23 protein-coding genes are annotated in these 25,651 nt (G+C 71.5%); 7 read left to right on the top strand and 16 right to left on the bottom strand.

Annotated features, from left to right (window positions below; all coding sequences use genetic code 11):
• Position 1: 1 nt before the first annotated feature.
• Both GBA63_RS22615 and GBA63_RS22610 read left to right on the top strand, forming a co-directional pair.
• On the top strand, positions 2–1,921 hold the full coding sequence (locus GBA63_RS22615) for a hypothetical protein (protein ID WP_166180736.1): 1,920 nt from the start codon (positions 2–4) through the stop codon (positions 1,919–1,921).
• A gap of 12 nt (positions 1,922–1,933) precedes the next feature.
• Positions 1,934–2,881 carry a phospholipase D-like domain-containing protein gene (locus tag GBA63_RS22610; protein ID WP_166180734.1) on the top strand — a complete coding sequence of 316 codons (948 nt, stop codon included), beginning with the start codon at positions 1,934–1,936 and terminating at the stop codon, positions 2,879–2,881.
• Here GBA63_RS22610 and GBA63_RS22605 read toward each other — a convergent pair.
• The 7 genes from GBA63_RS22605 to GBA63_RS22575 form a co-directional block, all read right to left on the bottom strand.
• Positions 2,876–3,901 carry a site-specific integrase gene (locus GBA63_RS22605; protein WP_166180732.1) on the bottom strand — a complete coding sequence of 342 codons (1,026 nt, stop codon included), beginning with the start codon at positions 3,899–3,901 and terminating at the stop codon, positions 2,876–2,878. The two genes, GBA63_RS22610 and GBA63_RS22605, sit on opposite strands and share 6 nt — an antisense overlap.
• A gap of 2 nt (positions 3,902–3,903) precedes the next feature.
• Positions 3,904–4,470 carry a hypothetical protein gene (locus GBA63_RS22600; RefSeq protein WP_166180730.1) on the bottom strand — a complete coding sequence of 189 codons (567 nt, stop codon included), beginning with the start codon at positions 4,468–4,470 and terminating at the stop codon, positions 3,904–3,906.
• A 135-nt stretch (positions 4,471–4,605) separates the two neighbouring features.
• Positions 4,606–5,166 carry an RES family NAD+ phosphorylase gene (locus GBA63_RS22595; RefSeq protein WP_166180728.1) on the bottom strand — a complete coding sequence of 187 codons (561 nt, stop codon included), beginning with the start codon at positions 5,164–5,166 and terminating at the stop codon, positions 4,606–4,608.
• 35 nt (positions 5,167–5,201) lie between these two features.
• Entirely contained in the window at positions 5,202–5,861 is a 660-nt protein-coding gene (locus tag GBA63_RS22590) for a hypothetical protein (protein WP_166180726.1), read from the bottom strand.
• A 481-nt stretch (positions 5,862–6,342) separates the two neighbouring features.
• Entirely contained in the window at positions 6,343–8,733 is a 2,391-nt protein-coding gene (locus tag GBA63_RS22585) for an MMPL family transporter (protein WP_166180724.1), read from the bottom strand.
• Between the two features lie 42 nt (positions 8,734–8,775).
• Positions 8,776–9,612, bottom strand: coding sequence for a helix-turn-helix domain-containing protein (locus GBA63_RS22580; RefSeq protein WP_166180722.1), 837 nt, complete (start codon positions 9,610–9,612; stop codon positions 8,776–8,778).
• A gap of 71 nt (positions 9,613–9,683) precedes the next feature.
• A complete protein-coding gene (locus GBA63_RS22575) occupies positions 9,684–11,231 on the bottom strand; it encodes an ArnT family glycosyltransferase (RefSeq protein WP_166180720.1) in 1,548 nt (515 codons plus the stop codon).
• Between the two features lie 164 nt (positions 11,232–11,395).
• Here GBA63_RS22575 and GBA63_RS22570 point away from each other — a divergent pair, with 164 nt between their 5' ends.
• Positions 11,396–11,677 carry a hypothetical protein gene (locus GBA63_RS22570; protein ID WP_166180718.1) on the top strand — a complete coding sequence of 94 codons (282 nt, stop codon included), beginning with the start codon at positions 11,396–11,398 and terminating at the stop codon, positions 11,675–11,677.
• 114 nt (positions 11,678–11,791) lie between these two features.
• Here GBA63_RS22570 and GBA63_RS22565 read toward each other — a convergent pair whose 3' ends face one another.
• The 8 genes from GBA63_RS22565 to GBA63_RS22530 all read right to left on the bottom strand — a co-directional run bounded on the left by GBA63_RS22565 (position 11,792) and on the right by GBA63_RS22530 (position 19,332).
• Entirely contained in the window at positions 11,792–12,337 is a 546-nt protein-coding gene (locus GBA63_RS22565) for a hypothetical protein (protein ID WP_166180716.1), read from the bottom strand.
• A gap of 5 nt (positions 12,338–12,342) precedes the next feature.
• Positions 12,343–13,101: a ZIP family metal transporter gene (locus GBA63_RS22560; RefSeq protein ID WP_166180714.1), complete on the bottom strand. Its 759-nt coding sequence runs from the start codon at positions 13,099–13,101 to the stop codon at positions 12,343–12,345.
• Positions 13,098–13,628 carry a signal peptidase II gene (gene lspA / locus GBA63_RS22555; protein ID WP_166180712.1) on the bottom strand — a complete coding sequence of 177 codons (531 nt, stop codon included), beginning with the start codon at positions 13,626–13,628 and terminating at the stop codon, positions 13,098–13,100. Before lspA ends, GBA63_RS22560 begins: the two co-directional genes overlap by 4 nt.
• A gap of 67 nt (positions 13,629–13,695) precedes the next feature.
• A complete protein-coding gene (locus GBA63_RS22550; protein ID WP_166180710.1) occupies positions 13,696–15,087 on the bottom strand; it encodes a phenylacetate--CoA ligase family protein in 1,392 nt (463 codons plus the stop codon).
• Positions 15,084–15,695, bottom strand: coding sequence for a protein-S-isoprenylcysteine O-methyltransferase (locus GBA63_RS22545; protein ID WP_166180709.1), 612 nt, complete (start codon positions 15,693–15,695; stop codon positions 15,084–15,086). Before GBA63_RS22545 ends, GBA63_RS22550 begins: the two co-directional genes overlap by 4 nt.
• A gap of 358 nt (positions 15,696–16,053) precedes the next feature.
• Positions 16,054–16,821, bottom strand: a complete 768-nt coding sequence (locus tag GBA63_RS22540; protein ID WP_166180707.1) for a class I SAM-dependent methyltransferase — start codon at positions 16,819–16,821, stop codon at positions 16,054–16,056.
• A gap of 46 nt (positions 16,822–16,867) precedes the next feature.
• On the bottom strand, positions 16,868–18,877 hold the full coding sequence (locus GBA63_RS22535; protein WP_323127055.1) for a heavy metal translocating P-type ATPase: 2,010 nt from the start codon (positions 18,875–18,877) through the stop codon (positions 16,868–16,870).
• A gap of 29 nt (positions 18,878–18,906) precedes the next feature.
• A complete protein-coding gene (locus tag GBA63_RS22530; protein WP_228282718.1) occupies positions 18,907–19,332 on the bottom strand; it encodes an ArsR/SmtB family transcription factor in 426 nt (141 codons plus the stop codon).
• A gap of 393 nt (positions 19,333–19,725) precedes the next feature.
• Here GBA63_RS22530 and GBA63_RS22525 point away from each other — a divergent pair, with 393 nt between their 5' ends.
• The 4 genes from GBA63_RS22525 (at position 19,726) to GBA63_RS22510 (ending at position 22,317) form a co-directional block, all read left to right on the top strand.
• A complete protein-coding gene (locus GBA63_RS22525; RefSeq protein WP_166180705.1) occupies positions 19,726–20,085 on the top strand; it encodes an ArsR/SmtB family transcription factor in 360 nt (119 codons plus the stop codon).
• A 138-nt stretch (positions 20,086–20,223) separates the two neighbouring features.
• Positions 20,224–20,694: a fused DSP-PTPase phosphatase/NAD kinase-like protein gene (locus GBA63_RS22520; RefSeq protein WP_166180703.1), complete on the top strand. Its 471-nt coding sequence runs from the start codon at positions 20,224–20,226 to the stop codon at positions 20,692–20,694.
• Positions 20,695–20,725: 31 nt separating this feature from the next.
• A complete protein-coding gene (locus GBA63_RS22515; protein ID WP_166180701.1) occupies positions 20,726–21,517 on the top strand; it encodes a sulfite exporter TauE/SafE family protein in 792 nt (263 codons plus the stop codon).
• 41 nt (positions 21,518–21,558) lie between these two features.
• A complete protein-coding gene (locus tag GBA63_RS22510) occupies positions 21,559–22,317 on the top strand; it encodes an MBL fold metallo-hydrolase (RefSeq protein ID WP_166180699.1) in 759 nt (252 codons plus the stop codon).
• Between the two features lie 318 nt (positions 22,318–22,635).
• Here GBA63_RS22510 and GBA63_RS22505 read toward each other — a convergent pair whose 3' ends face one another.
• A complete protein-coding gene (locus GBA63_RS22505; RefSeq protein WP_166180697.1) occupies positions 22,636–25,650 on the bottom strand; it encodes a Tn3 family transposase in 3,015 nt (1,004 codons plus the stop codon).
• Position 25,651: the final 1 nt, after the last annotated feature.

The raw sequence follows: 25,651 nt of genomic DNA, 5'->3' as shown, positions 1-25,651 counted from the left end.
GGTGGCTTTCAGCAGGGGTCAGACGCAGGTTTTGTACGGGTTTCTGCCGGGCTCGGTCTTCGAGCACGACGACTACGGGTTCTGCCGGGTGACTGGGGTGGAGCTCCGCGAGGAGGGGGTGAACCGAAACGCGCTCTTCGACGCCTTAAGCGACGTTTTGTACCAGCGACAGGACGAGTCTTTGAGGGCGGGCTTCGCGGACCCGCGGGACGAGCGCAACCGCAACGGCTACGTCGTCGGCAGGCCCACTAACGTCAAGTTCGAGCCGTACCCTTCGCTGCTCGAGTGCCGGAGCTGCGGGCGGGTGTATCGGCTGCGCGATCTCGTGGGGCGGCGCGAGGGCGAGCCGGGGCGGTGCCCGGCCTGCGGCGGGGTGCTGGCGCAACTGAGGTACGTGCAGGCCCACAACTGCGGTCGCCTGGAGCAGTTGCACTACCCCAGGTGCCGGATCCACGGCGCCTCGTACGTGCGTCTCTTGGACACCGGGCGCGTCACCTCTGCCCGCTGGTTGTGCGGGGCCTGCGGCGGGGCGGAGATCGGAAGGTTGCGGATGACGCCCTGCAACTGCGCCTACAGCAACAGGGTGGCGCAGAACCAGTGGGAAAGGGGCCTGAAAACGGTGCCGGTGACGGACCCAGCCCTGCACCTGGGGCAGGTGGTCCCCTTCGTCAACTTCGACGAGCAGCAGGAGGGGCAGCTGTACAACGAGCCGCAAACGCTGGCGCTGATCCTCGCCCGGACGTGGGGCGTCCTCTCGGAGGCGGTCCCGGCGGTGCTCGAGCGCCGCAGGAGCCGCCGCGCGAGGGGGGCGGAGAACGGCGAAATGGACGAGACGGTGGCCGCGATGGCCCGGCAGCTGGAGGAGATCGAGCCGGACAACCCCCTCGTCCGACAGTGGCGGGAGCAGCAGGAGCGGGCCGCCCACCCGCCCGGGTCGGAGGCCGTGGACCGCGTCCGTGCGCTGCTCGGCCCCGCCGCGCCGGCGGACGACGCGGCACCGCCGCGCCAGCTGGTCGAGCACGTGGCGGTGCTGGACACCCTGCGCACCACCGACGCGCCGACCGCCGCGGGCTGGGCGCGGGCGCGCGGGGACCTTGAGGGGGCGGAGGGCCTCGAGGAGGCGGTCTCCGGCGCGAGCAGGGACCTCGGCATAGCCGACCTGAGGGTGGTCAACGACTTCCCGGCGGCCCTGTGCGCGGTGGGCTACACGCGGATCACGCGGGACCCCGGCCGCAGCATCCTCGTCCCGTTCCCCCCCGACGACCTCGAAAACAAGACCCCGCTCTACGTGGTGGCCGCGGAGACCGAAGGGGTGTACCTCCGCCTCGACCCGGTGCGGGTGTCCTCGTGGCTGGTGGAGAACGCCTTCGTCCAGGGGCCGTCGCCCGCCACCGAAGAGGAGGCGTGGGCCTGGCTGTACGGAGTGGCGCCCGGGCTGCTGCAGAACCGGTGGGAGCCCGAGTATGGCGAGGGTCCCGCGGTCGCGGTGCGCACGCTCTTGCACACCGTGAGCCACGTCCTCCTGAGGCACGTGGAGTGGAGCGGGTTCGGCCAGAACAGCGTCGGCGAGTACCTCCTTCCCGGCGCCCTGGCCGGCGTGCTGTACGCGAACCGGTACGCGGACACGAAGATAGGCGGGCTCACGGCCCTCTTTGAGCAGCGGCTGGGCACCTGGCTGACAAACTCGGCCTCCTCCGGGCGGGAGTGCGTCTACGATCCCTTCTGCACCGACGAGGGCGGCGCGTGCGTCGGGTGCCTACACCGGGAGCACAACTGTCCCTCCTTCAACGGCGAACTCTCGCGCGCGGCGCTCTACGGCGGGCCGACCCCGCAGGGGGAGTCAGGGAACCTCTCGCTGGGCGTCCCCGTCATCCGCCACGGGTACTGGGAGAACGCGCGAACGTACCCCGCGGCGGTGTAAGAAGGGGCGATTTTGCGACGGGAAGACGCTTCTGAGGAGCCGAGACCAGCTCGCGGCGACGGAACCGGCGCCGTAGACCGACTACTCGAGGCCCTCGCGGCCGACGAGGCCCTTTTGGCGCGATTCGCGGCGCCGCTCTGGGCAAGGGTGGGACGGACCGTGGATTTCGGGAACCTCCAATGGGCGCAAAACCTCCTCGACGACGAGCGGGCCCCGGACTTGGTCCTGCGCACCCTCGTGCGGGAGGGCGCCTTGCCCGGAGAAGAGATGCCCGCGGTACTGGAAGCGGGTCCCCTATCGCGGCTGCTCCTCCGACTGGCAACGGGAGAAGAAGCGGCAACCCCCGCTCGTGAGGAAGCCTCGTCGCAAGTGGTATGGACTCTACCCGCCGCGCTTCGCGTGGGCGGCACCGGCGGTCGCGGCGCCACCCCAGGCGCGACCTCGTACTTCGAGGCGGCTGTTTCGCTCATAGCCGGTGCTCGCGACCGCGTGGTGCTGCTCTCCCCTTACGTGGAGGCGCGCGGAATGGGTCTGCTGTTCGAGCGGCTCGCCGATGCGATGGTCAGGGGAGCGAAGCTCGTCCTCGTGACGCACGAAGCCTCGGACTTGGGTTCGGTCAACAGTCACGCCATCGAGGAACTGCGGCGGGCGGCGGAGCGGGTAGGCGGAGATCTGGCGGTGTTCTCTGCCGGAGGGGCGGGCCTCGGCGGGGACCGTGCTACTCACCCCCTCCTTCATGCGAAGATGGTGATCGTCGACGAGAGAATGGTCCTTCTTGGCTCGGCCAACCTGACCCGGTACGGATTGGGAACGAACCTGGAGGCGGGAACGAACCTGGAGGCGGGAACCGTCCTGGGACGAGAAGCGGCTGCCACATCGGCCGCCGTAGTAGATGCGCTGCTTGAATCGGGCCTCGTCGAACGGGCCTTCTCGACAATCAGAGACGCGCCCTCGTTATAGGCCCAGGTAGTCGGCCGCGTTGTTCTTGAAGAGGCCGCTCCTCCTCTTGTAGCGGTTGACGGTCGCGAGGTTCGAGTGCTTGGACTGGTCCATGATCGTCTTGTCCGAGGCACCCCCCTCGGAAGCCCCGGTGACGAGCCCCGCCCTCAGGGAGTGCCCGGTGTAGCGTTCGGGGTCGAGCCCTGCGGCCTGCGCCCTCTTGGAGACAACCCTGGAAACGGAGTCGGCGGCCATGCCACCCTTCCTCAGGTTCCCGTAGCGCCCCACGGCGCAGAAGAGCGGGCCGGCGTGGCGGCCGGTCTTTCTCAGCTCCCCGATCCAGGCCCTGAGGTGGGTGACGGGGCAGGTCTCCGGGCGACGGCCGTGCGGTATGCCCTTGAAGGTCCCCGCCTGCTGCTGGTCCGTCTTGGAGCCCCTGAGCAGCACGACGGCGCCGCCGTCCTCGAACTCGACGTCCTCGACGAACAGCGAGGCGAGCTCGCCCACGCGGTAGCCGCCGGCGAGCCCCGCGAGCAGGATGGCCCGGTCCCTTTTCGCCGCCGGGCCGTGCTCGCCGGCGAAGGCCGAGAGGACGCGCCTGACGGTGGGCCCGAGCATGGGGGCCTTACCCTCCTGGTAGGATCCGATCTCGCGGACGATGCCGCGGTAGGTGTTCTTGACCGCCTTCGTCTTCGTCGGGTCCTCCAGGTCCGCCTCCTGGTGGAGCTGGGCGATGGAGGCGACGCGGCGCCGGATCGTCGACGCCTTCAGGCCCCGGCCCGCGAGGTCCGCCAGGTAGAGCGCGACCGTCGCCGGCGCGGCGGGCAGCGGCGGGAGCCCGCCGGCGTCCACCTTGCACCACACCTCGAAGTCCGAGACGTCGTGGCGGTAGGCCTTGATGGTGTTCGGGGCGCGGGCGGAGCGGAAGTAGCGCTCCGCCCGCCCCTCCAACTCCGCCAGGGTGCCGGGCGGCGGCGTCCCTGGGACCAGCGCGATCTCGCCGGCTCTCCCCTTCGCGGTTCCCGAGGCGTCCGCGGCCACCGCTACCAGGGCTCCAGGTCTGGACGGGCCTGCTTGAACGCCTCGAAGGCCTCGCGCGCATCGGGCGCGAGCTCCCTCTGGACCTCCTCGGTGTGATCGGGATGCCCGAGCGACACGAGCGCGGCGCCGGCGAGGCCCCAGTCGAGTAGGCGATCGTTCCAGTGCTCGACCTTCATGCGCTCCAGCCGCCGGTCGCCGGCGGAACCCTTGTCGGCGATCACCTCACGGACCGCCGCGCGCAGGCCGTCGGTGACGTCGGCGGCGCGGCGGAAGAACACCTTCGGCCTGTAGGCGACGTTGTGCAAGACCCACCCGGGCTCTAGCTCCAAAAAGGCCGCGACCGCGCGATCGAGGGGCAGCGCCCCCTCCGCGAGCACGTTCCCGGAGAGGGTCTGGCCGACGAAGCGCCCCGGGGCGCGCTTCTGCAGCCAGCCGAGGGGCTCGGCTTCCCGGGAGATCCCTTCCGGTCCCGCCCGGTCGCGGAAGAGCTCGACGTTGGCGCCCTCGCGCATGTGGGCGAGGAAGCCCCTGACGACGTTCGCGTCGAACGGGCCGTCCCACCTGTCCAAGAAAACCTCCCCGCCAGAAGCCAGACGACGCGCACATCCTACACGATCGGGGCCGCCAACGTCGGGTAATTGTTGCTTATCCGACGTTGGAATTGACGAAGGATTACTCGACAGGAACGTGGACCGTGCGCGGCCTCAGATGTACTTGTGGTACTCCTGGAGCAGGTCTGCCAGCAGTTGGTCGTTGTGGGGATCGAGGAGGCAGCCGCGGTCTTCGGGCACGACCGCGTTCTTCGTACGACGCCGCTCGAACAGCGCGACCCCGATCCGGCTCGGATCGTACTTCACGCGGTAGAGGATCCCGTCCGGCGTCGCCGGGTGCTCGTAGATCTCGCGCGAGAGCGGCTGCGAGAGGGAGTAGTCCCCGGTTACCCTCTCGGGGTCTATGCCGGCCTGCTGCAACCCCGGGCCCGTGAGGTCCACGAGCCGCATGCGCCGGGCGATCTCGAGCTCCGCGAGCCTGCGCGCCCTGATCTCTGTGCGGTCCACGAGCCTGAGTTCCGGGTTGCGCAGGAAGGTCTCGACGAAGGCGCCGTACTCGTCGGCGCCCGCGTAGAGCACGCCGTACTCGCCGTTCGGGTCGTCGAAACGGTACTTCTTCTTGCGGCCGAAGTACACGGAGCCGAACCCGGCCCCGTGGAACCGCTGCCAGGGACCGCCGACGGGGCGGATCGGCAGCTCGTCGTCGAGCGGCAAGGGAAGCCGGGCCCGCCGGTGGGTCGCCGACGCCCCTAGCGGGCGCCCTGCTCGCCGTAGGAGGCCGCGAGTAGCCTCACGGCCTCGGCGTCCCCTTCGGAGAGCGCGTCTATCGCGCGCCGGCCGCCGAGCTCGTCGTGGTGGGCGAGAAGGAACTCCGCGCGCATCCAGGGGCTTTCCACGCCGAAGCCCTCGAGCACCTCCCTCAGGCCCGGCAGCAGCCCGTGCCGGGTGTCCTCGTCGAACTGCCAGACCGGGTAGACGTACTTGTTGGCCCTGGGCAGGGCGAGTATAGTGCCGCGCTCCCTGCGCTTGTCGAGCGCCGCCCGGCTCGTCAGCCGCCCGGCCGCCTGCTCGGCGCTCAGCCAGCCTCCCTCGGCGTCGAGCAGCTCCTGGCGGCGTCGCGCCCCGCCGATGCGGGCGCGCACGAGCGCCGGTTGCTCGCTGCGCTCTATCAACACGCGCTCGATCATGGCCGTCAGCGCCTCCCCGGGTTCGGGGCTCGCCAGCACCTCCCTGACCTCCCGGGGGTCCAGAGACTCGACGCCGCGCCCGAGAAAGGAGAGCGTGCGGGCCGCGAGAAGCTCCTCGTCCGCGCTTCTCGGGGCCGCGAGAAAAGCGCTCGCCGCGTTCACCAGATCGGGCTCGACGCCCTCGGCCGCCCTCCTCAGGTTCTCGACCTCTGTTGTGGCCATCCGGTTCCCCTCAGGTTGTCGATTACGTCCGAGGGACCATTATACGAGACGTACTCGACATAATAAAGAGGCGCGCGGGTTTGATAGAGATTTCAATTACTTTCGAGTGCGGGGATCTCGTAAAAAACGTTAGGGGGCCGTCTCGTGGCGCGCAGGGTGTTGGTTGGCGTCGTTTCAGGGTTGTTCGTCCGCTTTTCTTCTGCGCTACTTGATTTTCAGCGCTATCCGTCGTTCGGGATCGCGCGTTCGGGCCCTTGGCGGCCGAGGCTTCGCGCGTTCGGCTACCTCGGGCGGGCCCCTGGTTCGTGCGCCTGTAGTCCTCGGCCGCGGCTCACGGGTAGGGTACGCATCGGACGACGAGCCTGCCGGCGGGGACCGCGAGCTCGGTCGTCTCGGGGTCGCCCTCCTGGGCCTCTCCCACCGCCACCACTCGCGTCGACGGGGTGGCCCCGCTCCGCGACGGCGGCGAAACCGGGTCCGGTCACAGCCGCTCCCTCGATCGCGGCCTCCCGGGCCGGCCAGGAGCCCGCGTCCCGCGGTTGGAGCCCGCCTCTTCCGGTCCCGGCGACGACTCCGGGCCGCGTCCTTCGACCGCGGGCAGCGGCCCTCCCGGCCGGCCCGGCAGCCACCACAGGCGATCGCCGGCCAGGCGGAGCAGGGCCGGCACGAGCACGAGCCGGACCAGGGTGGCGTCCAGGAGCACGGCCGCGGCGAGCCCGAAGCCGAGCGCCTGCACGGCGGCTAGCTCGCTCGTCAGGAAGGCCGCGAAGACCACGAGCATGATGAGGGCGGCGAAGCTTATGACCCGGCCCGTGGACGACAGGGCCCGGCTCACGCTTTCGGCGACGCCCCGGCCCGCGAGGTGCTCCTCCTGCACCCGCGAAAGCAGGAAGACCTGGTAGTCCATCGAGAGGCCGAAGGTGACGGCGAAGACTGTGACTGGCAGGATCTCCTCCAGCGAGCCGAGCCCGCCTTCCGGGAGGCCGAAGAGCCCGCCGCCCACGCCCTCCTGGAAGACCAGGACGAGGAGGCCCAGGGCAGCCCCGACGCTCAGGGTGTTCATAAGGATAGAGAGCAGCGGGACGGCGAGCGAGCGGAAGGCCAGCAGGAGCAAGACGAAGGTCGCGCCGAACACCGCCGCCACGGCGAGCGGCAGGCTCCCGTTGACGGCGGCGGCGTACTCCAGGTTCTCGGCCGGGAAGCCGCCCACCATCACCGCGCCCCCCCCGGGCGCCCCCGCCTGCGCCGCTTCCTCGACGCGCCCCACGAACGGCCCCGCCTCTTCGGGCCCGAGGCGCCCCTCCGGGAGGACCTGCAAGAGCACGTAGCGCCCGCCGGCGCCCAGGGTCGTCTTTGCCAGGTCGGCCACGGGGCTCGCCGCTGCTGCGCGCTCCGAGGCGTAGAAACGCTTGAGGAACTCGGCGGGTACGTCGTCTTGCTTGCCGGTGGTGGTTGTCGGGCCGACCACGAGGTCCACCCCGTCGAGGCCCTCCAGGTCGCGGGCGAGGCGGTCCACGTCCGCCACCGCGTCCGAGCCGTAGAAGCTCTCGCCCTCGCCCAGGTCCACGACCACGTCGAGGGCGTCCATCGTGCCGCCGAGCCCGAGGCCGTTCAGGACCTCGAGTCCCTGGCGCGACTCGGCGGCGGTCCCGATCTGCCTCTCGGCCGGGTTGTAGATCCGGGCGCCGAGGAGGGGCAGCGCGAGGGCCGCGAGGAGCGCCGTCACCGCCAGGGCGTAGGGGACGGGGCGGGAGAGGACCGCCCCGGCGAGGGCGCGCCAGAAGCCCTCGCCGCGGGTCCGGGCGGTGAGGCGGTGCAGGAAGCGGGGGGCGTTCACCCGCCCGCCCAGGAGGGCCAGCATCGCCGGGACGGCCGTGACCGAGGCGGCCACCGCCGCCAGCACGACCAAAAGCCCCGCGACGCCTATCGAGCGGACCGCCTCGACCGGCGGGACGAGCAGCGCCGCCATGGAGACGGCGACAGTGCCCCCGGAGAACGCGACCGTGCGCCCCGCGGTGGCGGCGGTTTTCTCGGCCGCCTCGCGTGATGGTAGGCCCCGGCCCAGCTCCTCCCGGAAGCGGTTGACCATCAGGAGCGCGTAGTCGATGCCGACCGCGAGCCCCAGGATGGTGACGACGCTCTGGGCGAAGATGCTCACGGTGAGGTGGTCGGTCGCGAGAAACAGGGCGCCAAGCGCGAGCACGATCGCGACCACCGCCACGACCAGGGGCAAGAACGCGGCCACGAGCGCCCCGAAGGCCACGACGAGCACGGTGAGGGTGATCGGCAGCGCCGTCGTCTCCGCCCTCGCCACGTCCCTGTCGGAGAGCTCGGTGGCGTCGAGGTAGACGGCGGCGTCGCCCGTGACGAGGAAGTCCATCGAGGGGGGTTTCTCGACGCCCTCGAGCGCCTCGCGGACCTCGCCGACGACCTCCTGCGCGCGGGCGGCGTCGGCGCCCTCGATCCCCACGAGGACCGCCTCCGCCCGGCCGTTGAGCCCCGCGAGCCTCTCCGCGCCGTCGCGGTGGGTGGTGACGCTCCCCACGCCGGGCACGTCGGCGACCGCCCCGACGGCGCGGTCCACGGCCCGCTCGTAGGCCGGCTCGCCCGCGCGCGGGCCCCCGTCCCCGGAGCGCACCGCGAGGACGAGCTGCTCGGGGTCCCTGCCCGGGAACTCGCCCTCGAGGATGCCGGAGACCGCCGCGGGCTCGGAGCCGGCCGGGACCTCGACCGCGGCGCTCAGGCGCCCGCCGACCCCCTCGGCCGCCGGCGCCGCCGCGAGCGCTGCGAGCGCCCAGAACGCGAGCACGAGCCAGGGGTGACCGGCCGAGATCCTGCCCAACGCCCCGAACAACCCTCTCTTGCCGAACATCCCTGCCCCTTTCGGAGACGAGCTTTCCCTTGCCCGCCTACCCTACCGGGCGGGGCACGGCACGACTTGAACGAGGCGGCTGTTTTTGAAGACCTCGGAGGGCGCGAGGCCAAAGGTGGCGCGAAACTCCCGGCTCAGGTGCGCCGAGTCCGCGAAACCCGCCCCGTGGGCCGCCTCCGAGAGTGGGGCGCCCTTCGCCGCCCCGTCGATGGCGGCGAGCAGCCGCTCCCAGAGCAGGTAGCGCCCTATCGACATGCCCGTCTGATCCCGGAAGAGGTGCCTGAAGCGGCCCTCGGAGAGGTAGACCCGGGCGGCGAGCCGCCCGATGGGGCGCTCCGCGCGCAGGAGGTCCCCTTCGTGCATGCGCGCGATGGCATCCCGGATGCGCCCGTCCGGAGGATCCGGCCTGCGCCCGGGGGCCCCGCCGGTAGCGAAGCTGGCGCGCACCACGGACCAGAAGAGGCCCTCCGCCCCCGCGCAGTCGAGCGGCCCCGCGCCGGCCGACCTCAGCCCGGGCAGCAACGCCCGGAGTTGCTCCTCGCCCACGGGCCGAAGCGGGGCGCCGCCCGCAGGAAAGGTGCCGGCGGCGAGGTGCTCGGGGTCAGCCCAGACAAAGACCCCCGGCGCCCCCCGGGCGTCGATCTGGTGGGCCGCGCCGGGCGCGGCGACGAAGCCGGCCCACGCCTCGTAGGGCTCGTCCTCGCCCGGGCGGACCCCGAACTGTGATCCGAGGCTGACGCCCGCCTGCGCCGCGTGGTGGCGGTGGGGCGCGGAAGCGACGGGGACGCCCCCGACGTAGAGGGCCCGCCCGTGCCAGACGAAGAGCGCGGCGCGTCCGTCAGCGGCCGAGGTCGGGCGGGCTTCCGGGACGGGGCGCATCGCGTACCTCCTCGCCTAGAGTGTCCCCGGGCCCACGCGGGGCGCGGCCGGCGCATCGGGTCCCCGCCGGCTCATAGCGGCCCGCGTGGGGCGAACACGATCACGCTCGCGTTCTCGTAGGCCGTCCGGTACAGGTCCTCCCTCCTCTCGAAGGCCCGCCACGGCATGCCGGGGTAGAGCTTGTGGAAGACGACGTAGCGGACGTCGTTCTCCCGGATGATGCGCCGGGTGCGCCCGCCGTCGGGGTGGTGGAGCGCCCACTGCGCGTCCAGCAGGGGGCCGGCCCCGAAGGGCGGCAGGTCCCTGGCGCGCTCGATGCGGCCGATGTCGTAGGACTGCATACCGGTGTAGCCGCCCATGGCGAGCATGCCGCGGCTCGGGACGTACCCAAGATACGGTGTAGCGAGGATGCTGCCGCCGGTGTTGTGGTCCTCGAGCCACCTCCCCGCGGCGGCGACCTCGGGCGGGGCGGGCCTGTCCTTGGGCCTTGCGCTCGGTCCTGCGGCCTCCTCGAGGCTCCGCGCCGCCTGGGTGCCCACGAGGGCCGCCGCGAGGACCGCCGCCGCCACGGAGACCGCGAGGACCGACCTCCCGCCCGCCCGCGAAGCCCACGTGGCCCGCAGGAGGGCGACGAGGGCCAGGGCGGCGAGCAGCGACAGCGGCACGCCCAGGTCGCGCTCGAAGCGGTCGGGGAAGCCGGAGTAGGGGGTGAGGCTGCCGACGAACAGGAGCGCGGTCCACGCGAGGAGGGTGAGGCGCGCCAGGGTGTCGGGCGTGCCCCGCCGGCGGTCGGACCTGAAGTCCGCGAGCAATATCGCCGCGCCGAGCAGCCCGAGCCAGAGGACGGGGTGGGAGAGCGTCGCCAGGAAATGGGCGGGGCCGTTCGCCGGTTTCGTGCCCATGGCCATGGCCACCGCCTCGCCCCCCCTGCCCGTCGTCTCCGACCCGCCGAGCATCCCGGCGACGAGGCCCGGCAGGTCGTAGGTGTCCCAGGCGTAGAAGACCGAGAGGAGAAAGAGGAGCGCCAGCGAGGCCAGTAGCGAGACGCCCCGCCGGCGGTCTCTGGCGAGCAGGTAGGGCACGAAGAACACGGAGACCAGCGCGAGTATGACGGCGAGGGCGTAGCTCGCTATCTGGTGGTAGAGGACCGCGGACGAGCCGACGAGCGCCAGCAGCAGCCCCGCCCGGGCCGAGGGCGTGGCGTAGACCCCGACGAGGGCGGCCAGCGCCAGGACGATCAGGAAGTACTCCCCCACGAAGTTCGGGTACCTCGCCTCCGCGAAGTGCATGTAGGTGCCGCCGAGGAGCAGCCCGGAGAAGAGGGCGGCGGCCACCCCGCACTCCCACCCCCACAGGCGCCTGGCCAACGCGTAGCACGCCAGCGCGGACAGGAGCGGCAGCGCGGGGGCGAGGAACGGGAAGAGCGCCAACGGCTCGAGCCCGCTCAGGCGCGAGATCGGGGCGGCGAGCAGGTGGAAGCCCGGCGGGTAGAGCATGAACGACTCGGTGCTCCCCCCGCTCATCATCATGCCCGCCATCACGTCGTGCTCGTAGCGGTCCACGCCCCTCGGGAAAGGCCAGCCGTTCACCACGGGCCCCAGGTAGCCGCGCGCGAGCACCAGCAGGAGCACCGCCCCGAGGAGCGCGCGGCGCGCCGCCGGCGAGGCCCCGGCGGGACCCCGGCCCCGGGTCCTCGGCCGCCCTCCCCGGCGGGCGGGATCTCCGGCGCACCGACAACCAGTGGAGGGCCCCGGCCGCGAGCACGAGGGCGGCCACCGGGACCATGACCCACAAGCCGGGGGCAGCGCCGAGCAGCATCGCGAGCGCGAGCGCCAGGCCCGCGGCGAGCGGCAGGAGCGCGGGGGGTTCCGGCAGGCTCGGGGGTGAGACCACGGGCGCGCCCGTCCCCTTGGCGGCCCCAAGCGCCAGGCGGGCGGCCAGTCCCCCCGCGAACACCGCGAGCGCCGAGGCGGCGGCCACGAGCGTCGTCACCCCCCCGCCCAGCAGGCCGATGAGCACGAGCGCCACGGTCGGCACGAGGGCCAGGGAGAGCGCGACGGCGTAGGCCAACTGCTCGGCGCGGTCGTCGGAGGCCACGAGGAGCCTGGCCCAGAACCAGCCAGGCAAGACCCCCACCAACGCCGCCGCGAAGGCGGCCCGTATCAGGTCCAGCGGCACGTCACGCCCCCCCTTCGGGCGTCCCCGCGTCGGTTGTCCCCGCGCCGGGCGTCGGGCCCGGGCCGGTGTCTCGGCCACCGCCCCCGGCGCCGCCCGCCCCCGCTTTGCCCGCGGGACGCCCGCCCTTGTTTCGACCCGCACGCCCCATCCCCATCCCAAGCCCCCTCGTGAGTTGTTCGGTCTCGTCCGCGACGCGGAGCAGGTCTTCGAGCCCGACCTCGTCGAGCTCCTGGCACCGGCCGCCGACGCGGACCCTCGCCGCCGGCTTCTCGTAGGGGCGGAACTCTACGAAGGCGGGCCGGCCGGCGAGTTCGCCGACCTCGGGCCGGGAGCAGATCACCAGCGCGGGGTCCGAGCACGTCACCTCCCGGCCCAGCGCCTCGGGCTCGACGGTGCGGATCCGCAGGCGCGGGCGTAGGCCTTGGACGGCCCGGGCGATGGCCCCCCCGTAGGCGCGCGGTTCTAGGGACACCAGGACGAGCGGTCGTGCCGCCTCCCTCGTCCCGACGCCGCCAGCGCCGAACTCCTCGCGTTCCGACCGTCCCACGGCGCCTACCCCAGCTCCAGGTAGGCCGACAGCAGCGTGAACAGCGCGAAGCCGCCGACGAAGGCCAGCGAGGAGAGCGGGTGCTCCGGGACCTCCTCGACGGCCTCCGGCACGAGCTCCTCGACCACGAGCGTGCTGAGGACCCCGGCGGTGAAGGTGAGCAGGAGGAGCTTGTGGAGCTCGGGGGCGTCACGCATCACCCAGTAGCCGAGCGTCGCGCCCAGGAAGATCGGCACGGCGAAGGCCGCCGAGAGCAAGAGCCGCCGGCGCCGCGGGACGCCCGCCCTCCTGAAGTTGGCGACGGTGGCGAAGCCCTCCGGGACGTCGGAGGGCACCTGGCCCAGGGCCAGGAGGAGGCCCAGGCCCACCGCGACCGTCGAGCCGGTGCCGACCATGATCCCGTCGCTGAAGAGGTCCACCGAGACGCCGAAGAAGATCACCCACGGCCCCGCCCCGCCGGCTTCGCCGGCCTCGCCTCCCGCGCCGCCGAAGCGGTCATGCAGGCGCTGTATGGCCCAGTCCACGGCCGCGTAGAAGGCGCCGCCCAGCACGAAGGCCCCGACGATGGCCCACGCCGGTTCGGCCTCCAGGGCCCTGGGGATCAGCTCGACGGCCACCACGGCGACCACCACCCCGGCCGCCGAGTAGAGGGCGAGGTTGAGCGCGAGCCGCGAGAGGGGCACGAACTCGGCGAGCAGGCCCCCCGCGAAGTTGCCGAGGGCCGGCAGCGCGGCGAAGGCCAGCACCACGAGGTACTCGCTCAAGCTCTGTCCTCCCCGACCCGCCGAGCGGCGGCCGTGCCCCGCCCGCCGCTCGGCTCCTTCTCCCCCTCCGGCCCGTCGTCGCGGAGGAACGCCCACGCGACGAGAACGGCCCCGACCGTTATGGCAACGTCGGGCAGGTTGAAGGTGGGCCAGCGCCAGCTCCCTAGGCCGACGTCGAGGTAGTCGGTGACGCCGCGGTCTCCGAGGCGGTCGAGCAGGTTGGCGAGGCCGCCGCCGAGGATCAAACCCAGCGCCGCCCCGCCCACGCGGCTGCCGCGCAGTGGGCGGGCGAGGCATAGCGCGAAGAGCACGAGCGCCAGGGCGGCAAGCCACGGCACCAGCGGAGAACCCCCGAGGAGTCCGAAGGCCACGCCGGCGTTCTCGCCCAGGGTCAGGCGGAAGAGGTCCCCGAACAGGTGGACCGGCTCGCCGTGATCCAGGGCCTGCTCCGCCCACACGCGTGCGACCCACGTGATGAGGAGGGTCGCGACGGTGACCGCCAGGGGCAGGCGGAGGTCTCCCGTCATGTCGCGGGCAAGGTCATCGGCGGGCCATGGAGCGACACGAGCGTCCCGTCCGTGCGGCCCGGGCGGATCATCGGCCCAGCGGGATGATCGTTCGGTACTTGCCGCCCGGGGACTGCTCCGGCGGCTCCGCGGCGCGTTCGACCGCGACGTGCCCGAGCCCGTGGGAGGCGAGCAGGCGGGTGATCTCGTCTTGCACCGCCCGCCACACGCTCTCTGGATCGGCTCCCGCCGCGGGACGTAGGCGCACGCGCAGGGTCGCGGGAGCGGTCTGCGCGACCTGGAACAGCTCGATCCCGGGGGTGCGGTCGACCAGGGTCCCGAACGCCAGCGGCGCAACGGCGACCCGCCCGGCATCCCGCCCGGTGTGGTCGGCGGGGAAGGTGAGCACGTCCGCGGCGCGTCCCTGTACCCGGATGGCGGGCAACGGAGCGCCGCAGGGGCAGGGGTCGGGCCGCCGTACGATGCTGTCCCCGAGGTCGTAGCGCAGGATCGGCTGGACGCGGTTGGCGAGGTTGCTCACGAGGACCGTGTGCGAGGGCTCGCCCGGGGGCACGGGCCGGTGGTCCGCGTCGACCGGCTCGAGCACGACCCAGTCGGCGTTGACGTGGTACCAGCCGTGCGCGCAGCCGTAGCTCAGGAAGGGGACCTCGGTGGCCGCGTAGGAATCGCCGACCCTGGCGTCGAACGCCTTCGCTATCCGGTCGCGCTCGCCCGCCGGCAGCCCCTCGGCCGCCAGCGCCAGAAGTACCGGGTCGATGCGCAGGCGGCCGGTCTCCTGCTCGGCGGCCAGGAGCGCGGCCGTGCTCGCGTAGGGGGCGACGACGGCCGGGCGGAACCGGTTGAGCCCGGCGACCAGCTCCGGCATGGGCGTCTGGACCGGGAAGGTCCGGATCAACCTCGCCCGCAGCGACGGCAAGCTGCCCTTGCGCAGGCGCGCCGCGGCGACGGCCGAGGCGAAGTGGCCGCCGGTCGCCATAACCATCGCCATACGCCCGCCGCGCGCCACGATCCGGAGGACGTCGCCGGGGCCCAACCAGGCGCCCACCATGCGCGTGGCGAGGGCGTTCGTCACGGCGAGGTTCCGGTCGTCGAGCAGAAAGATCCCGCGCGTCCCGGTCGTGCCCGAGGTGGTGGCGACCGTGTATTTACCCAGGAACCGTTCGCCGACCAGGTCGGGGTCGGCGACGAACGCGCGCGCCTCCTCTACGTTCACCCTACGGTCGGTGGACCAGTCGTCGAAGCGCGCCATCAGCGCCTTCTTGGAGGTGATGGGCAAGAGTGCGGGGTCCTCCACCCGCCCCGGCAGGCCCCGGTAGAGCTCGCGGTAGTAAGGCGAATTGGCCCGCGCGTGGGCCACCATCTCGGCGAGCCTGGTGCGCCGCCGTTCCTCGATGGCGGTCGGTCCCTGCTTCTTTGCCCTGCGCGCGTCGAGCAGCAGATGCAGCGGGTTCTCGCTCACGATGGTTCCGTGTCCTCATAACCGGACTTCACGCGCGGGATGATCCTCCCCGTTCGGTTCATGTAGGCCCGGTACTCCTCTCCGAACCGATCGAGCATCATCCGCTCCTCGCGCGGCACGCGCGAGAGGTAGAGCGGGGCGAACGACGCCAGGCCGGACAACCCCGCTATCCAGTTCTGCAATAACAGGGCCTGGGCGATGCCCCAGAGCCACCCGAACGCGTACATCGGGTGCCTCACGTACCCGTAGATGCCGCTCGTGATGAGCGGGTGTCCCTCCCTCAGTTGGAGGGAGTCCGACCAGTACGGTCCCAGGGCCGCGTGGGCACGCCAGAACAGCCAGAGCGCGAACGCGAAGATGCCCGCCCCCGTCCAACCCGCCCGGGAGCGCAGCCTGTAATCGGCGAAGTCCAGCAGCGGCGTGAAGACGTAGACGGCCGGCAGCACCCCCATGCCGGCCGCGAGCAGCGCGAGCAGGGATCTCTCACGGGCCGTCTTGCGATCGACGACGATCCGCACGGTCCTCGCCCTCCGCCAATACGGAAGGCGGGTAAGTGTCATGGAGAACACGCCTATACCGTAGACGATCTTGAACGTGCTCCGTTCCATTACGATCCTCCCTTCGCGATCGCCGTCAGCTGCTGGACTTCGCCGATCCCTCCGCGCGAAAGCGCCCGGTACGGATCGAGCCGCGGGGGCTGCGTGCCCGTCCGATGGCACCGGTCGTTGGGCAGGCGGTTTCGGGCCGGTCGAAGCGCGCCGATGGCCCCTTCTTGGAGGTGATGGGCAAGAGCGCGGGGTCCTCGACCCGCCCCGGCGGGCCCCGGTAGAGCTCGCGGCAGTACGGCGGGAGTTCGCGGGCGTTGGCCGCCGTCTCGGCGAGGCGCTCGCGCCGGCGCCGTTCGATCGCGGCCGGGCCTCGCCTCTTGGCCGCGCGCGTCGAGCAGCAGCCGCGGGACGCTCTCGCTCACGGTTTTCCTTCGTCCCCCGGGTCGTCCCCCGGGACCGAAAAGCGGGCGAGGTAGCCGAGCCCCCAGCCGCGCCGCCCCTCGAACGCGAGTCCGGCCGCCTCCGCCCTCTCCTTGAGCCTCCCGAACGGGACCACGTGCGGGTCCGGGAGCGCCTCCCCGACCACGAGCGACCCGCCAGGCTTGAGGACGCGCCGCAGCTCGCGCAAAGCGCCGTCCTGGTCCGGCACCTCGCCCAGGACGAAGTTCAGGTAGGCGGCGTCGAAGGAGCCGTCCGGGTAGGGGAGCGCCCCCGCGTCGCCGAGGGTCGGGACGACGTTCGAGAGTCCCTCCTCGCGCGCCCGGCGCGCCGTGTGGTCGAGCATCTCCTGCTGGACGTCCAGCACGTCGAGGGTCCCGCCCGGCCCGATCAGGCGGGCCACGGGCAGGGAGTAGTAGCCCGTTCCCGGCCCCACCTCGAGTACCCTGTCCCCGGGCTCGGGCGCGAGGACCTCGCGCAGGCCGCGCCGGGTGACGAAGGGGTGCAGCACGTCGAGCGAGTAGCGCTGCCCGTAGGGACAAGCCGAGGGGTTCTTGCGCAACCACAGGGCGTAGCCTAGGGCCGCCGCCGCGGCGGCGAGAGAAGCGCCGAGCAGCGCGCGGAAGGCGCGCCGCCTGATGGTCGTCTTTATCGTCCCCGTAACCCCTGCGGGCCGCCCCGAGCGCCTCCCGCCCCTGTTAGGCGGCCACGGCGGATGATGCTCGCGGGTTCCGCCCAACGCGGTCATTTGGCCCATGGCTTTTCGTGGCGCGCCGCGCATCCCGCCGCCCCCTTCAGGCGACCCTGCGGGCGGCGCGCAGGCCGTTGGCGACGGCCAAAAGCTCCGAGGCCTCGTGGGCGAAGACGGCGAAGGCGATACCGATGAGGCCGAGCACCGCGCCGGGGATCAGGACGGCCAGGATCAGGATCGAGAACACGATGTTCTGCACGCTGATCCCGCGGCTCCTCCTGGCGAGCTTGAGCGCGTAGGCGGCCTTGCCGGGCTCGTCGCCCATCAGGGCCACGTCCGCCGCCTCTATGGCCGCGTCGGTGCCGGCCGTCCCCATCGCCATCCCGACCGTCGCGGTGGCGAGGGCCGGGGAGTCGTTTATGCCGTCCCCGACCATCGCCGCGGGGCCGTACTCGCGCTCCAGCTCCTTGACGGCCTCGACCTTGTCCTCGGGCTTGAGGTCGGCCCTCACGTCCTCGATGCCGAGCTCACCCGCGATCGCCTTGGCGGTCCGCTCGTTGTCCCCGGTGAGCATCACCACCCCGTGTCCCATGCGGTGCAACTCGTCTACGGCCCGCCTGGCCTCCTCCCTCGGCTCGTCGCGCAGCGCCAGCAGGCCCTCGGCGCCCCCCTCGCCCCCGACCAGAACGACCGTCTTGCCCTCGGCCTGCAGGCGCCGGACCTCCTCGTCGCCCAGGGCGCCGTTCGGGGACGCGCCCAAGGAAACCCCAAGGTCCCGGAAGAGCGCGGGGCTGCCCACGTGCACGGTCCGCCCGTCGACCTCGGCCCTCGCCCCCGCCCCGGCGAGGGCCTCGAAGCCGCGCGCCTCGGCGGTCTCGACGCCTTCCTCCCGCGCCCTGTCCACGATGGCGCGGGCGAGCGGGTGCTCGCTGAGGCGCTCGACGCTCGCGGCGGCGCGCAGGACGGCCCCCCGGCCCCCGCCGTCGCGCGAAACGACGTCCGTCACCACGGGCCTGCCCCGCGTGAGGGTGCCGGTCTTATCGAAGGCGACGACCTCGACCTTCGCCAGGTTCTCCAGGTGGATGCCGCCCTTTATGAGAACGCCCTCGCGCCCGGCGCGGCCTATAGCCGCGGCGATCGCGACGGGGGTGCTCATGACTAGGGCGCACGGGGCGGCGGCCACGAGCAGGACCACGGCGCGGTAGGCCCAGGTGTCGAAGGGGCCGCCGAGGAGCGGCGGGACGACGAGGAGCGCCAGCGCCCCCACCAAGACCGAGGGGCTGTAGCGGTTGCCGAAGCGGTCGATCCAGCGCTGCGCCCTCGACTTGACGCCCTGGGCCTCCTCGACGAGGTGGATGATCTTCTGCAGCGAGTTCGACTCGAAGGGCGTCGTCGCCCGCACCTCGAGGGAGCCCGTGGCGTTTATCGTCCCGGCGAAGACCTTCCCCCCCTCGCCCTTCTCCACCGGCACGCTCTCCCCCGTCACCGCCGACTCGTCGAGGCTGCTCGCCCCCCGGACGATCTCGCCGTCCGTCGGTACGCGCTCGCCGGGCCTGACGAGGAAGAGGTCACCGACCTCGAGTTCCCGCGCGGGCACCGTCTCCTCCCGCCCGCCGCCGAGGAGGCGGGTGGCGGTCTCCGGGGCGAGGTCCAGGAGCGAGCGGATCGCGGTGCGCGTCCTCGCGTAGGTGTACTCCTCGGTCGCCTCGGCGGCGGCGAAGAGGAAGGCCAAAAAGGCGGCCTCGAACCACTCGCCGAGGATCGCGGCGCCCACGGTCGCGAACGCCATGAGCGCCTCGATGCCGACCTCGCGCTCCTCGACGAACTCCTCGAGGCCCTCCTTCGCCCAGTGGTACGCCCCGACCGCGATGGCGAGGACGAAGACGCCTATCGGTACGTAGCCGGGCGCGTCCGTGAAGCGCTCGACGAGCCACCCTACGAGCAACAGCGCGCCCGAGATCAGGGCGTTGCGCATCGGCGGGAAGCGGTACCAGGGTCCGTCGAAGCTTTCTACCTCGTCGTCGTCGTCATCGTCGTCGTCGAGCTTTTCGACGTCCTCCTCGGCCTCTTCGGGTTCCAGTCCGCGCGGCTCTTCTCTTTCTTCCTTCTTCACGGTCTACGCGTTCCTTCCGTCTCCTGCGGTCAACCGGCGACGGGGACGGCCTCGCGCCCCCCGCGGACCCTGCCCACGCCCTCTTCAACCAGACCGCGGACGTGCTCGTCGGCGAGGCGGTAGTAGGCGAGGCGTCCCTCCTTGCGGTAGCCCACGACGCCCCGGTCCCTGAGCCTCTTGAGCTGGTGGCTGGCCGCGCTTATCGAGAGCCCCGCGACCGCCGCCACGTCGCACACGCACAGCTCCTCGAGCGAGAGGGCGTAGACGATGCGCGCCCGGGTCGGGTCGGAGAGGACGCTGAAGACCGCGGCTACGCGCTGCATCGTCCCCGTATCGGGCAGCGCGTCCAACACGCGCCCCACCGCGTCCGGGTGGATCAGGTCCACCTCGCAGACGCCCGCGCCCGCGACCCGGCTCGGAACCTTCTCCACCTTCATGTCGCTGTCCTCGATCACGCGTTTTCTCCTACTTTTCTATTATTGAACGAACATAGAAATGTACTGTACGACGGATGCTACACCGTCGTCGGCGGCGCGTCAACGGCTACTCCGGCGGGGTCTGGGACCACTGTTGGACGGCCCTTTCGTGGCGAAGGAGGAATAGGGCCGAGAGGGCGTCAGCCCGACGGTTCTGGCGGTCCCATCCGGTCGGGCCACCTCGCCACGCCAGCCGCGACGCGCCGCCGACGGCGCCGAACCGGCGCTACGGGGGAGCGCGGTTCGGGGCCTCCGTCCGTCAGCGTAAGATCTTCCCGAGACCGGCCGGTGACACGATATCGCCCGCGTATGACTATTGTATTGCTATACTTTCATACGGTATTGAGACTCTGCGAGGAGTGTAACGGCGAGATGGGCAATCGAGACGAGATCAGGCAGTTACCAGAGGGGGCCCTCGGGTTGGTGGCCGAGATGTTCAAGGCCCTGTCGGAACCGATGAGGTTGCGGCTGGTGCAGGCCCTCATGGAAGGCGAGAAGACGGTCTCGGAACTTGTCGAGGAAACCGGGGGGTTGCAGGCCAACGTCTCGAAGCACCTCGGCGTGCTGCTGGACGCCGGGGTGGTCGGCCGGCGCAAGCAGGGCCTGCACTCCTACTACCGGATCACCGACGAGACCGTCTACGAGCTGTGCGACCTGGTGTGCGGCTCCGTCCGTGAACGCCTGTCCGCCGACCTAAAAGGCTTCTCCACCACCGGTACCCCGCGCGCCTGAGCCTCAAAGACCGGACGGCCGCGGGCCCGCCGGCCCGCGCCCGCCCCTCGACCGGCAATTTTCCCGCCCCCGACCTTGACAGGCTTCATCGTTACAATACTATATAGTGATGTAGTGTTGTTTAGCAGGGAGGCGAGTGTGGTTTCAGTTATGCGGGTGAACGACGATGTGGCCGTGGGCGGTGCCCCGGGCCGGGAGGACGTCGGGCGGCTGGCGGGCGAGGGTTACCGGACGGTTGTGGACCTGAGGACGCCGCGGGAAGGGACCCCGGAGGGCGTGTTGGGCGTCGAGGAGGAGGGGACGGCCGTCGAGGAGTCCGGCATGCTGCACGAGAACGTGCCTGTGGACATGGCCGCGGCCGACGGGGCGCTGATCGGGCGCGTCGGGGAGCGTATCCGCGCGGCGGAGAAGCCCGTGCTGGTGCATTGCGCCTCGGGCAGGCGCGCCGGGGCGATGGTCCTGGCGAACCTGGCCGTGGAGCGCGGCATGACCGCCGAGCAGTGCTTCGAGCGGGCGAACGAGATGGGCTTCGACTGCGATAGCGAGCCGGAGATCAAGAGGCTGGTGGCGGGCTACGTCGAGCGCAACAGCCCGGCGTACCGACGGTAGGAGCGGTCCGGCGGGGTTAGGGTCCGGAGGGATGACCGAGGTGGGTTTGCTCGACCTCGTCCTCGGTGCCCTCATGGGCCTGGCATTGGGGACCCTCGGGGGAGGAGGTTCGGTGCTGACGGTGCCGATCCTGGTCTACGTCGCGGGGTTCGGGGCCAGGGAGGCCGTCGCCTACAGTCTCGCCGTCGTGGGGGTAACGAGCCTTTTCGGCTCCGTGGGCCACTGGCGCGCGGGCAACGTCAACTGGCGCGTGGCGCTCGTGTTCGGCCCGTTCGCCGTGACCGGCACCTACGCCGGGGCGCGCCTGTCGGTTTTTTTCGGAGAGACCGCCCAGCTCGCCCTCTTCGCGGCGGTGATGCTCGTCGCCGCCCTCTTCATGCTGCGCGGGGGGAGGGCTGCGGAAGAGGCCGGCCTCGAGGGGGATGGTGGGGGGCCAAGGCTCGGCGCGAGGCCGACGGCCTGGATAGCCGCCGAGGGGGTCGCGGTCGGGGTCGTCACGGGGCTCGTCGGGGTGGGAGGAGGATTCCTGATAATCCCCGCCCTCGTGCTCCTGGCCGGGGTGCCGATGAAGCAGGCCGTGGGGACCTCGCTGCTCATCATAACCGCGAAGTCTGCGGCCGGGTTTGCGGGATACGCGGGACAGGTGGAGGTGCCGTGGGCCTACCTCTCCTCCTTCACCGCCGCGGCCCTGGCGGGCATCGTGGCGGGTACCCGGGTCGTGCGGTTCGTCCCCCAAGACAGGCTGAAGAGGTACTTCGCGGTTTTCCTGATCGCGATGGGCCTGTTCGTTCTCGGCGAGAACGTCTTGACCGCGTTGAAGTAGACCGACGCGCTGCGTCGCAAACGAGAGAGGAGAGCAATGCAATGACCGAAAAAACCGCACATGAGGAGAGAAGGACCGCCGATGAAGGCGCCGTTGCGGACGCCAGGAACGAGCACGCCGGCTACGTTTTCGAGCAGTTCCGCGTGCCCCGGGGCTGCCTGGGCTACCTGGTAGCCGACCCGGAGACGGGGCTCGCCGCGCTCGTGGACCCCGAGATCGAGATGGTCGAGCCCATGCTCGACGCGGTCTTCCGCCACGGCATGAAGCCCGCCTACGTCATTGACACCCACACCCACGCCGACCACCTCTCGGGCGCGGCGGAGCTTAAGAAGAGGACGGTGGCGAAGGTGGTGATGCACGAGAAGGCCCCGGCCGGCGGCGTGGACGTCCGTCTTGAGGACGGCGACCGGCTGCACCTGGGCGGGCTGCCCATAAAGTTTTTGCACACACCGGGGCACGCCAAGGATCTCGTGTCGGTGCTGCTGCCAGGCAGGATCCTCACGGCGGACGGGCTACTGATCGGTTCCTGCGGGCGCACGGACCTGCCGAACGGCAACTCCACCAGGCAGTACCACACCCTGTACCACACCTACAGGAGCCTCCCTGATGGGCTGGAGGTCTGGCCCGGCCACGACTACGAGGGCCGCGCCCACTCCACGTTGGGCGAGGAGAAGAAGGGCAATCCCAAGATGAACTTCGCCACCGAAGAGGAGTTCGTCCGCTTCATGGACCTTGAGAACCCCGGGAAGCTCGAGCCCGTCCACCAGCTCGCCGACGCCCTGAAGGCCAACATGAAGTGACCGCGGCCGGCGGCGGGAAGCGCGTGGCGGACGGGGCCGGCCATCGCAGCTGCCGTCCGCGGCTTCGCCCGGTCCCCGACCACGGAGGGGAGGCGCGCCGGCAACCCGGATGGCGGACGGGCGTGGCGGTCGTTAACGGACGATCCTCCTCAAATCATGCGCTTACCCCTTGGTGGCTGTACCCCCGGCACACCGCTACGGGTGTGAGACCCCGCCCGGCCTCACCGGTACAGGGATAGCAGCGGAACCGAAACGGCGGACCTTCTTTTTTCTTAACATGGAAACGGCGATCTCCCGCCCGGCGCCCGCGATCCCCGGTCAGAACGTCCCCGGCAGGCGGGGCTCGGCTTCTTCCGGTTCCCCGCCCGGGACCTCAGCGGGGTCTCCGCCGAGGTCGAAGCGGTATCTTCCGTAGGGGTTTATGCGCGCGTAGCGCCTCGGCGAGAGGTGGGCCAGATCCTCGTCGTTGACCGGGTACCCTTCCGCCCTGATCGCGTCCAGGGCTTCCTGGTAGTGGACGGTGTTCCAGAGTATGACGGCGTCCACGAGCAGGGAGAGGCACAGGGCCTGGTCGGTCTGCTCTTCGGGCTGGTGCTTGCGTATGTTGCCGTCGTTGGCGAAGAACAGGAAGTCCTTCAAGGCGCCCAGCTCCTCGCCCTTGTTGAGCTGGCGGCCTACGCGGCGCCTCAGGTCGAGGTCCTCGGCGTAGCGCAGGATGAACAGCGTCTTCTGGAGGCGGCCGTACTCCTGGATGGCCCTGGCCAGGCCGCTCTTGCGGGGTTTGGCCTGCAGGCGGCTTACGAGCAGTGAGGCAGGCGTCCACCCGAGCTTCAGGGACCCGACCACGCGCAGGATGTCGTCCCAGCGGCGGAGGATGAGCTTCTCGTTTATCTTGCCCCGCAGCAGGTCTTTGGCGAAGGCCTCCGTGCGCGGCCCGTCCCCGCTTCCCACGCCCTCCATCCGGTAGAGCATCTGGTCGGAGAGGTCGCGGATGCGCGGCGAGAAGCGCAAGCCCAAAGCCGCGAAGAGCGCGAAGACGATTTCGGTGAAGCCGTGGGTGTCCACCGTGTGCTCCGATATGGGCAGGTCGGTCTCGTTGCCGAGGATCCCGTCGAGGACGTGGGTGGCGTCCCGGACCGTGGAGGGGCCCACCTTCGTCCCGTACTGCGAATACTGCTCGCTGGTCCAGGAGTAGTGGGTGACGCCCCTCCCGCGGCCGAAGTAGCGCGGGATGGCCCTGGCGTTGCGGGCCTCGACGTCCACCGCGAGGCGCTGGCCGTCGGAGGAGGAGAGTGTCCCGTCGCCCCAGCTTCCGCTCAGGGGGAGGGCGTGGTGGAAGTTGACGATGGCCGCCACGGCGTCCTTGAGGGTGTCTTCCCTGAGGTACCAGGTCGAGGCCCAGGCGAGCTTGCGGTAGGAGAGGTCCGAGAGCTCGGCCATCCTCACGGGCCCTATGTTGGTCGCCTGCGCGAGGATCGAGGCGTAGAGGTGGACGCGCAGGTCCGCAGACCTGGGCTCGGAGCCGCCGGCGTGGGTGAAGAAGCGGGAAAAACCGCACCACCGGTCCACATCGACCAGGAGGTCGGTCAGCTCGACCTTCGGGAGCCTGCCCGCGATCTCGCGCCCGAGGTCCTCGACGCTCTCGGGGATGACCTCCGCGGGATCCCTATCGAAGAGGATCCTGCCCGCCTGCACCTTCACCGTCGCGCCGCGGGAGGCGGCCAGGCGGAGGCGGCCCACGACCGCACCCAGCTCCTCCCGGCAGACGTCGAGGTGCGCGGCGCCGTCGGGGGAGGTGCCCGTCTGGAGGCTCACCTCGCCGCGCAGGTCCGGCCAGCGATTCTTCGGCGCGAGGAAGCCCTGGGGGTCGGCGTGGCGCCTCGCGCCCTCGACCCACACGTCGCCCGAGCGGAGGGCGCCGCGGAGCTGCCAGAGCAGGCACAGCTCCCAGTGGCGGCGGTCTATCTTTCCATCCTCGCCCACGACGTGCGGGCCCCACCTGGCCGGAACGAAGCCCAAGGGTGCGCCGTCGGGCACCGACCTCCTGCCCCCGTCGTCGAGTTCGCGCAGTCGTTCGATGGCCGCCGAGAGCGGGTCGTCCGGGCGGCCCGAGCGGAACGAGAACGCGGAGAGGAACGCCGGGGCGAAGCGGCGGACGTAGGGGTAGCGGGCGGCGAAGAAGTCCAGGTGGTTGTCGTCGGGCGGACGCATCAGCCTCTCGGCCTCCTCGACCAGGTCCAGCAGGTCTTCGGGCGCCCCCACCTTCTCGTGCACGGCGGACCTGACCGCCGAGTCTTCTACCGTGGGGTCGAGCAGGACCAGGGCGAGTTCGCGGAAGAGCGCCACCTTCTCGTTGGTGGCGCGGGCGGAGCCCTTACGGAACTCGTCGAGCTCCCGTCTGGCCCTCGCGTCGGCGTGGCCCAGGCAGGCGTCGAAGAGGTCCACGGTCTCGTCCGTGATCCCCGCGTGGGCCTCCGAGAGGAACGCCGCCAGCATCGGGTGGCGGCGCTCGGGGGCCAGGCGCCCCAGGGCCTGGTTGGTGTGGCGGCGCCCCAGTCCCGCGAGGAACCGCAGGCGGTTCGGGTTCACACCGGAGACGTCGAAGCCGTCGGCCCCGAGGTCCCGCAGGAACGCGAGCTTCTCGAGCTGTCCGGCGATCGCCCTCGGGGTGTTGGAGGTGGCGCCCTCCTTGAGCCAGGCGTGCCTGGTTCGGGCCGGGGAGAGCGACGGGTCGACCTCCAGCAAGCCGTCTAGCCGGGTCCTGAGGCCTTCCGTCAGCACCGGGGAGAGGGCGCGGTGGATCAGCTCGTCGGTGCGCCCCCTGGCCGCCGCGACCATCATCTCCAGCCGGCTCACGCCGGGCCTCGCCACCTTTTCCGCCTTGAGCTTCTCGGCGGCCAGCCGCACCAGCAGGGCGGGATCGTCGTGCTCGAGCGCCCTCCGGACGAGCCACCCGAACAGCTCGCGCAGGTCCGCGGGGGTCGGACGGCGGTAGCCGAGGTGGGCGTGGATCCTCCTCAGGTGCCCCGCCCTCGTATGTCCCCCCTCGGGGTAGCCGGCGAGCGCCCCCGGCGCGAGGCCGAGCTGTTGGGAGACGTACCACGCGACGTCCTCGGGCCAAGAAGCAAGGTTCTCCGGGCAGAAGCCGAGGTACCTCACGGCGCACAAAGACAGGGCGAACCCGAGACGGATTGCCGGGGCGCTCCTCTCAGGGACGGCCGCCCGGTCGCGCCCGGTGAGGGTGAAGTGGGCGTGGGGGTCCTCGACCGGCACCTCCCGCGGGAAGGCGGCCAGCCTGTCCCTCTGGGCGTCCGTCAGGAGGCGGACGGGCATG

The sequence above is a fragment of the Rubrobacter tropicus genome (assembly GCF_011492945.1).
GTDB classification, from domain to species: Bacteria; Actinomycetota; Rubrobacteria; order Rubrobacterales; family Rubrobacteraceae; genus Rubrobacter_D; species Rubrobacter_D tropicus.
The sequence above is the reverse complement of the archived record's forward strand: the minus strand, read 5'-3'. Positions and strand labels throughout refer to the sequence as shown.

Coding starts and splice junctions, on each gene's coding strand:
- GBA63_RS22540 (WP_166180707.1), bottom strand. CDS start 16,821: ATGACCGCGTTGGGCGGAACCCGCGAGCATCATCCGCCGTGGCCGCCT.
- GBA63_RS22585 (WP_166180724.1), bottom strand. CDS start 8,733: ATGTTCGGCAAGAGAGGGTTGTTCGGGGCGTTGGGCAGGATCTCGGCC.
- GBA63_RS22510 (WP_166180699.1), top strand. CDS start 21,559: ATGACCGAAAAAACCGCACATGAGGAGAGAAGGACCGCCGATGAAGGC.
- GBA63_RS22590 (WP_166180726.1), bottom strand. CDS start 5,861: ATGGCCACAACAGAGGTCGAGAACCTGAGGAGGGCGGCCGAGGGCGTC.
- GBA63_RS22505 (WP_166180697.1), bottom strand. CDS start 25,650: ATGCCCGTCCGCCTCCTGACGGACGCCCAGAGGGACAGGCTGGCCGCC.
- GBA63_RS22515 (WP_166180701.1), top strand. CDS start 20,726: ATGACCGAGGTGGGTTTGCTCGACCTCGTCCTCGGTGCCCTCATGGGC.
- GBA63_RS22580 (WP_166180722.1), bottom strand. CDS start 9,612: ATGCGCCCCGTCCCGGAAGCCCGCCCGACCTCGGCCGCTGACGGACGC.
- GBA63_RS22545 (WP_166180709.1), bottom strand. CDS start 15,695: ATGGAACGGAGCACGTTCAAGATCGTCTACGGTATAGGCGTGTTCTCC.
- GBA63_RS22570 (WP_166180718.1), top strand. CDS start 11,396: ATGACCCACAAGCCGGGGGCAGCGCCGAGCAGCATCGCGAGCGCGAGC.
- GBA63_RS22525 (WP_166180705.1), top strand. CDS start 19,726: ATGGGCAATCGAGACGAGATCAGGCAGTTACCAGAGGGGGCCCTCGGG.
- lspA (WP_166180712.1), bottom strand. CDS start 13,628: ATGACGGGAGACCTCCGCCTGCCCCTGGCGGTCACCGTCGCGACCCTC.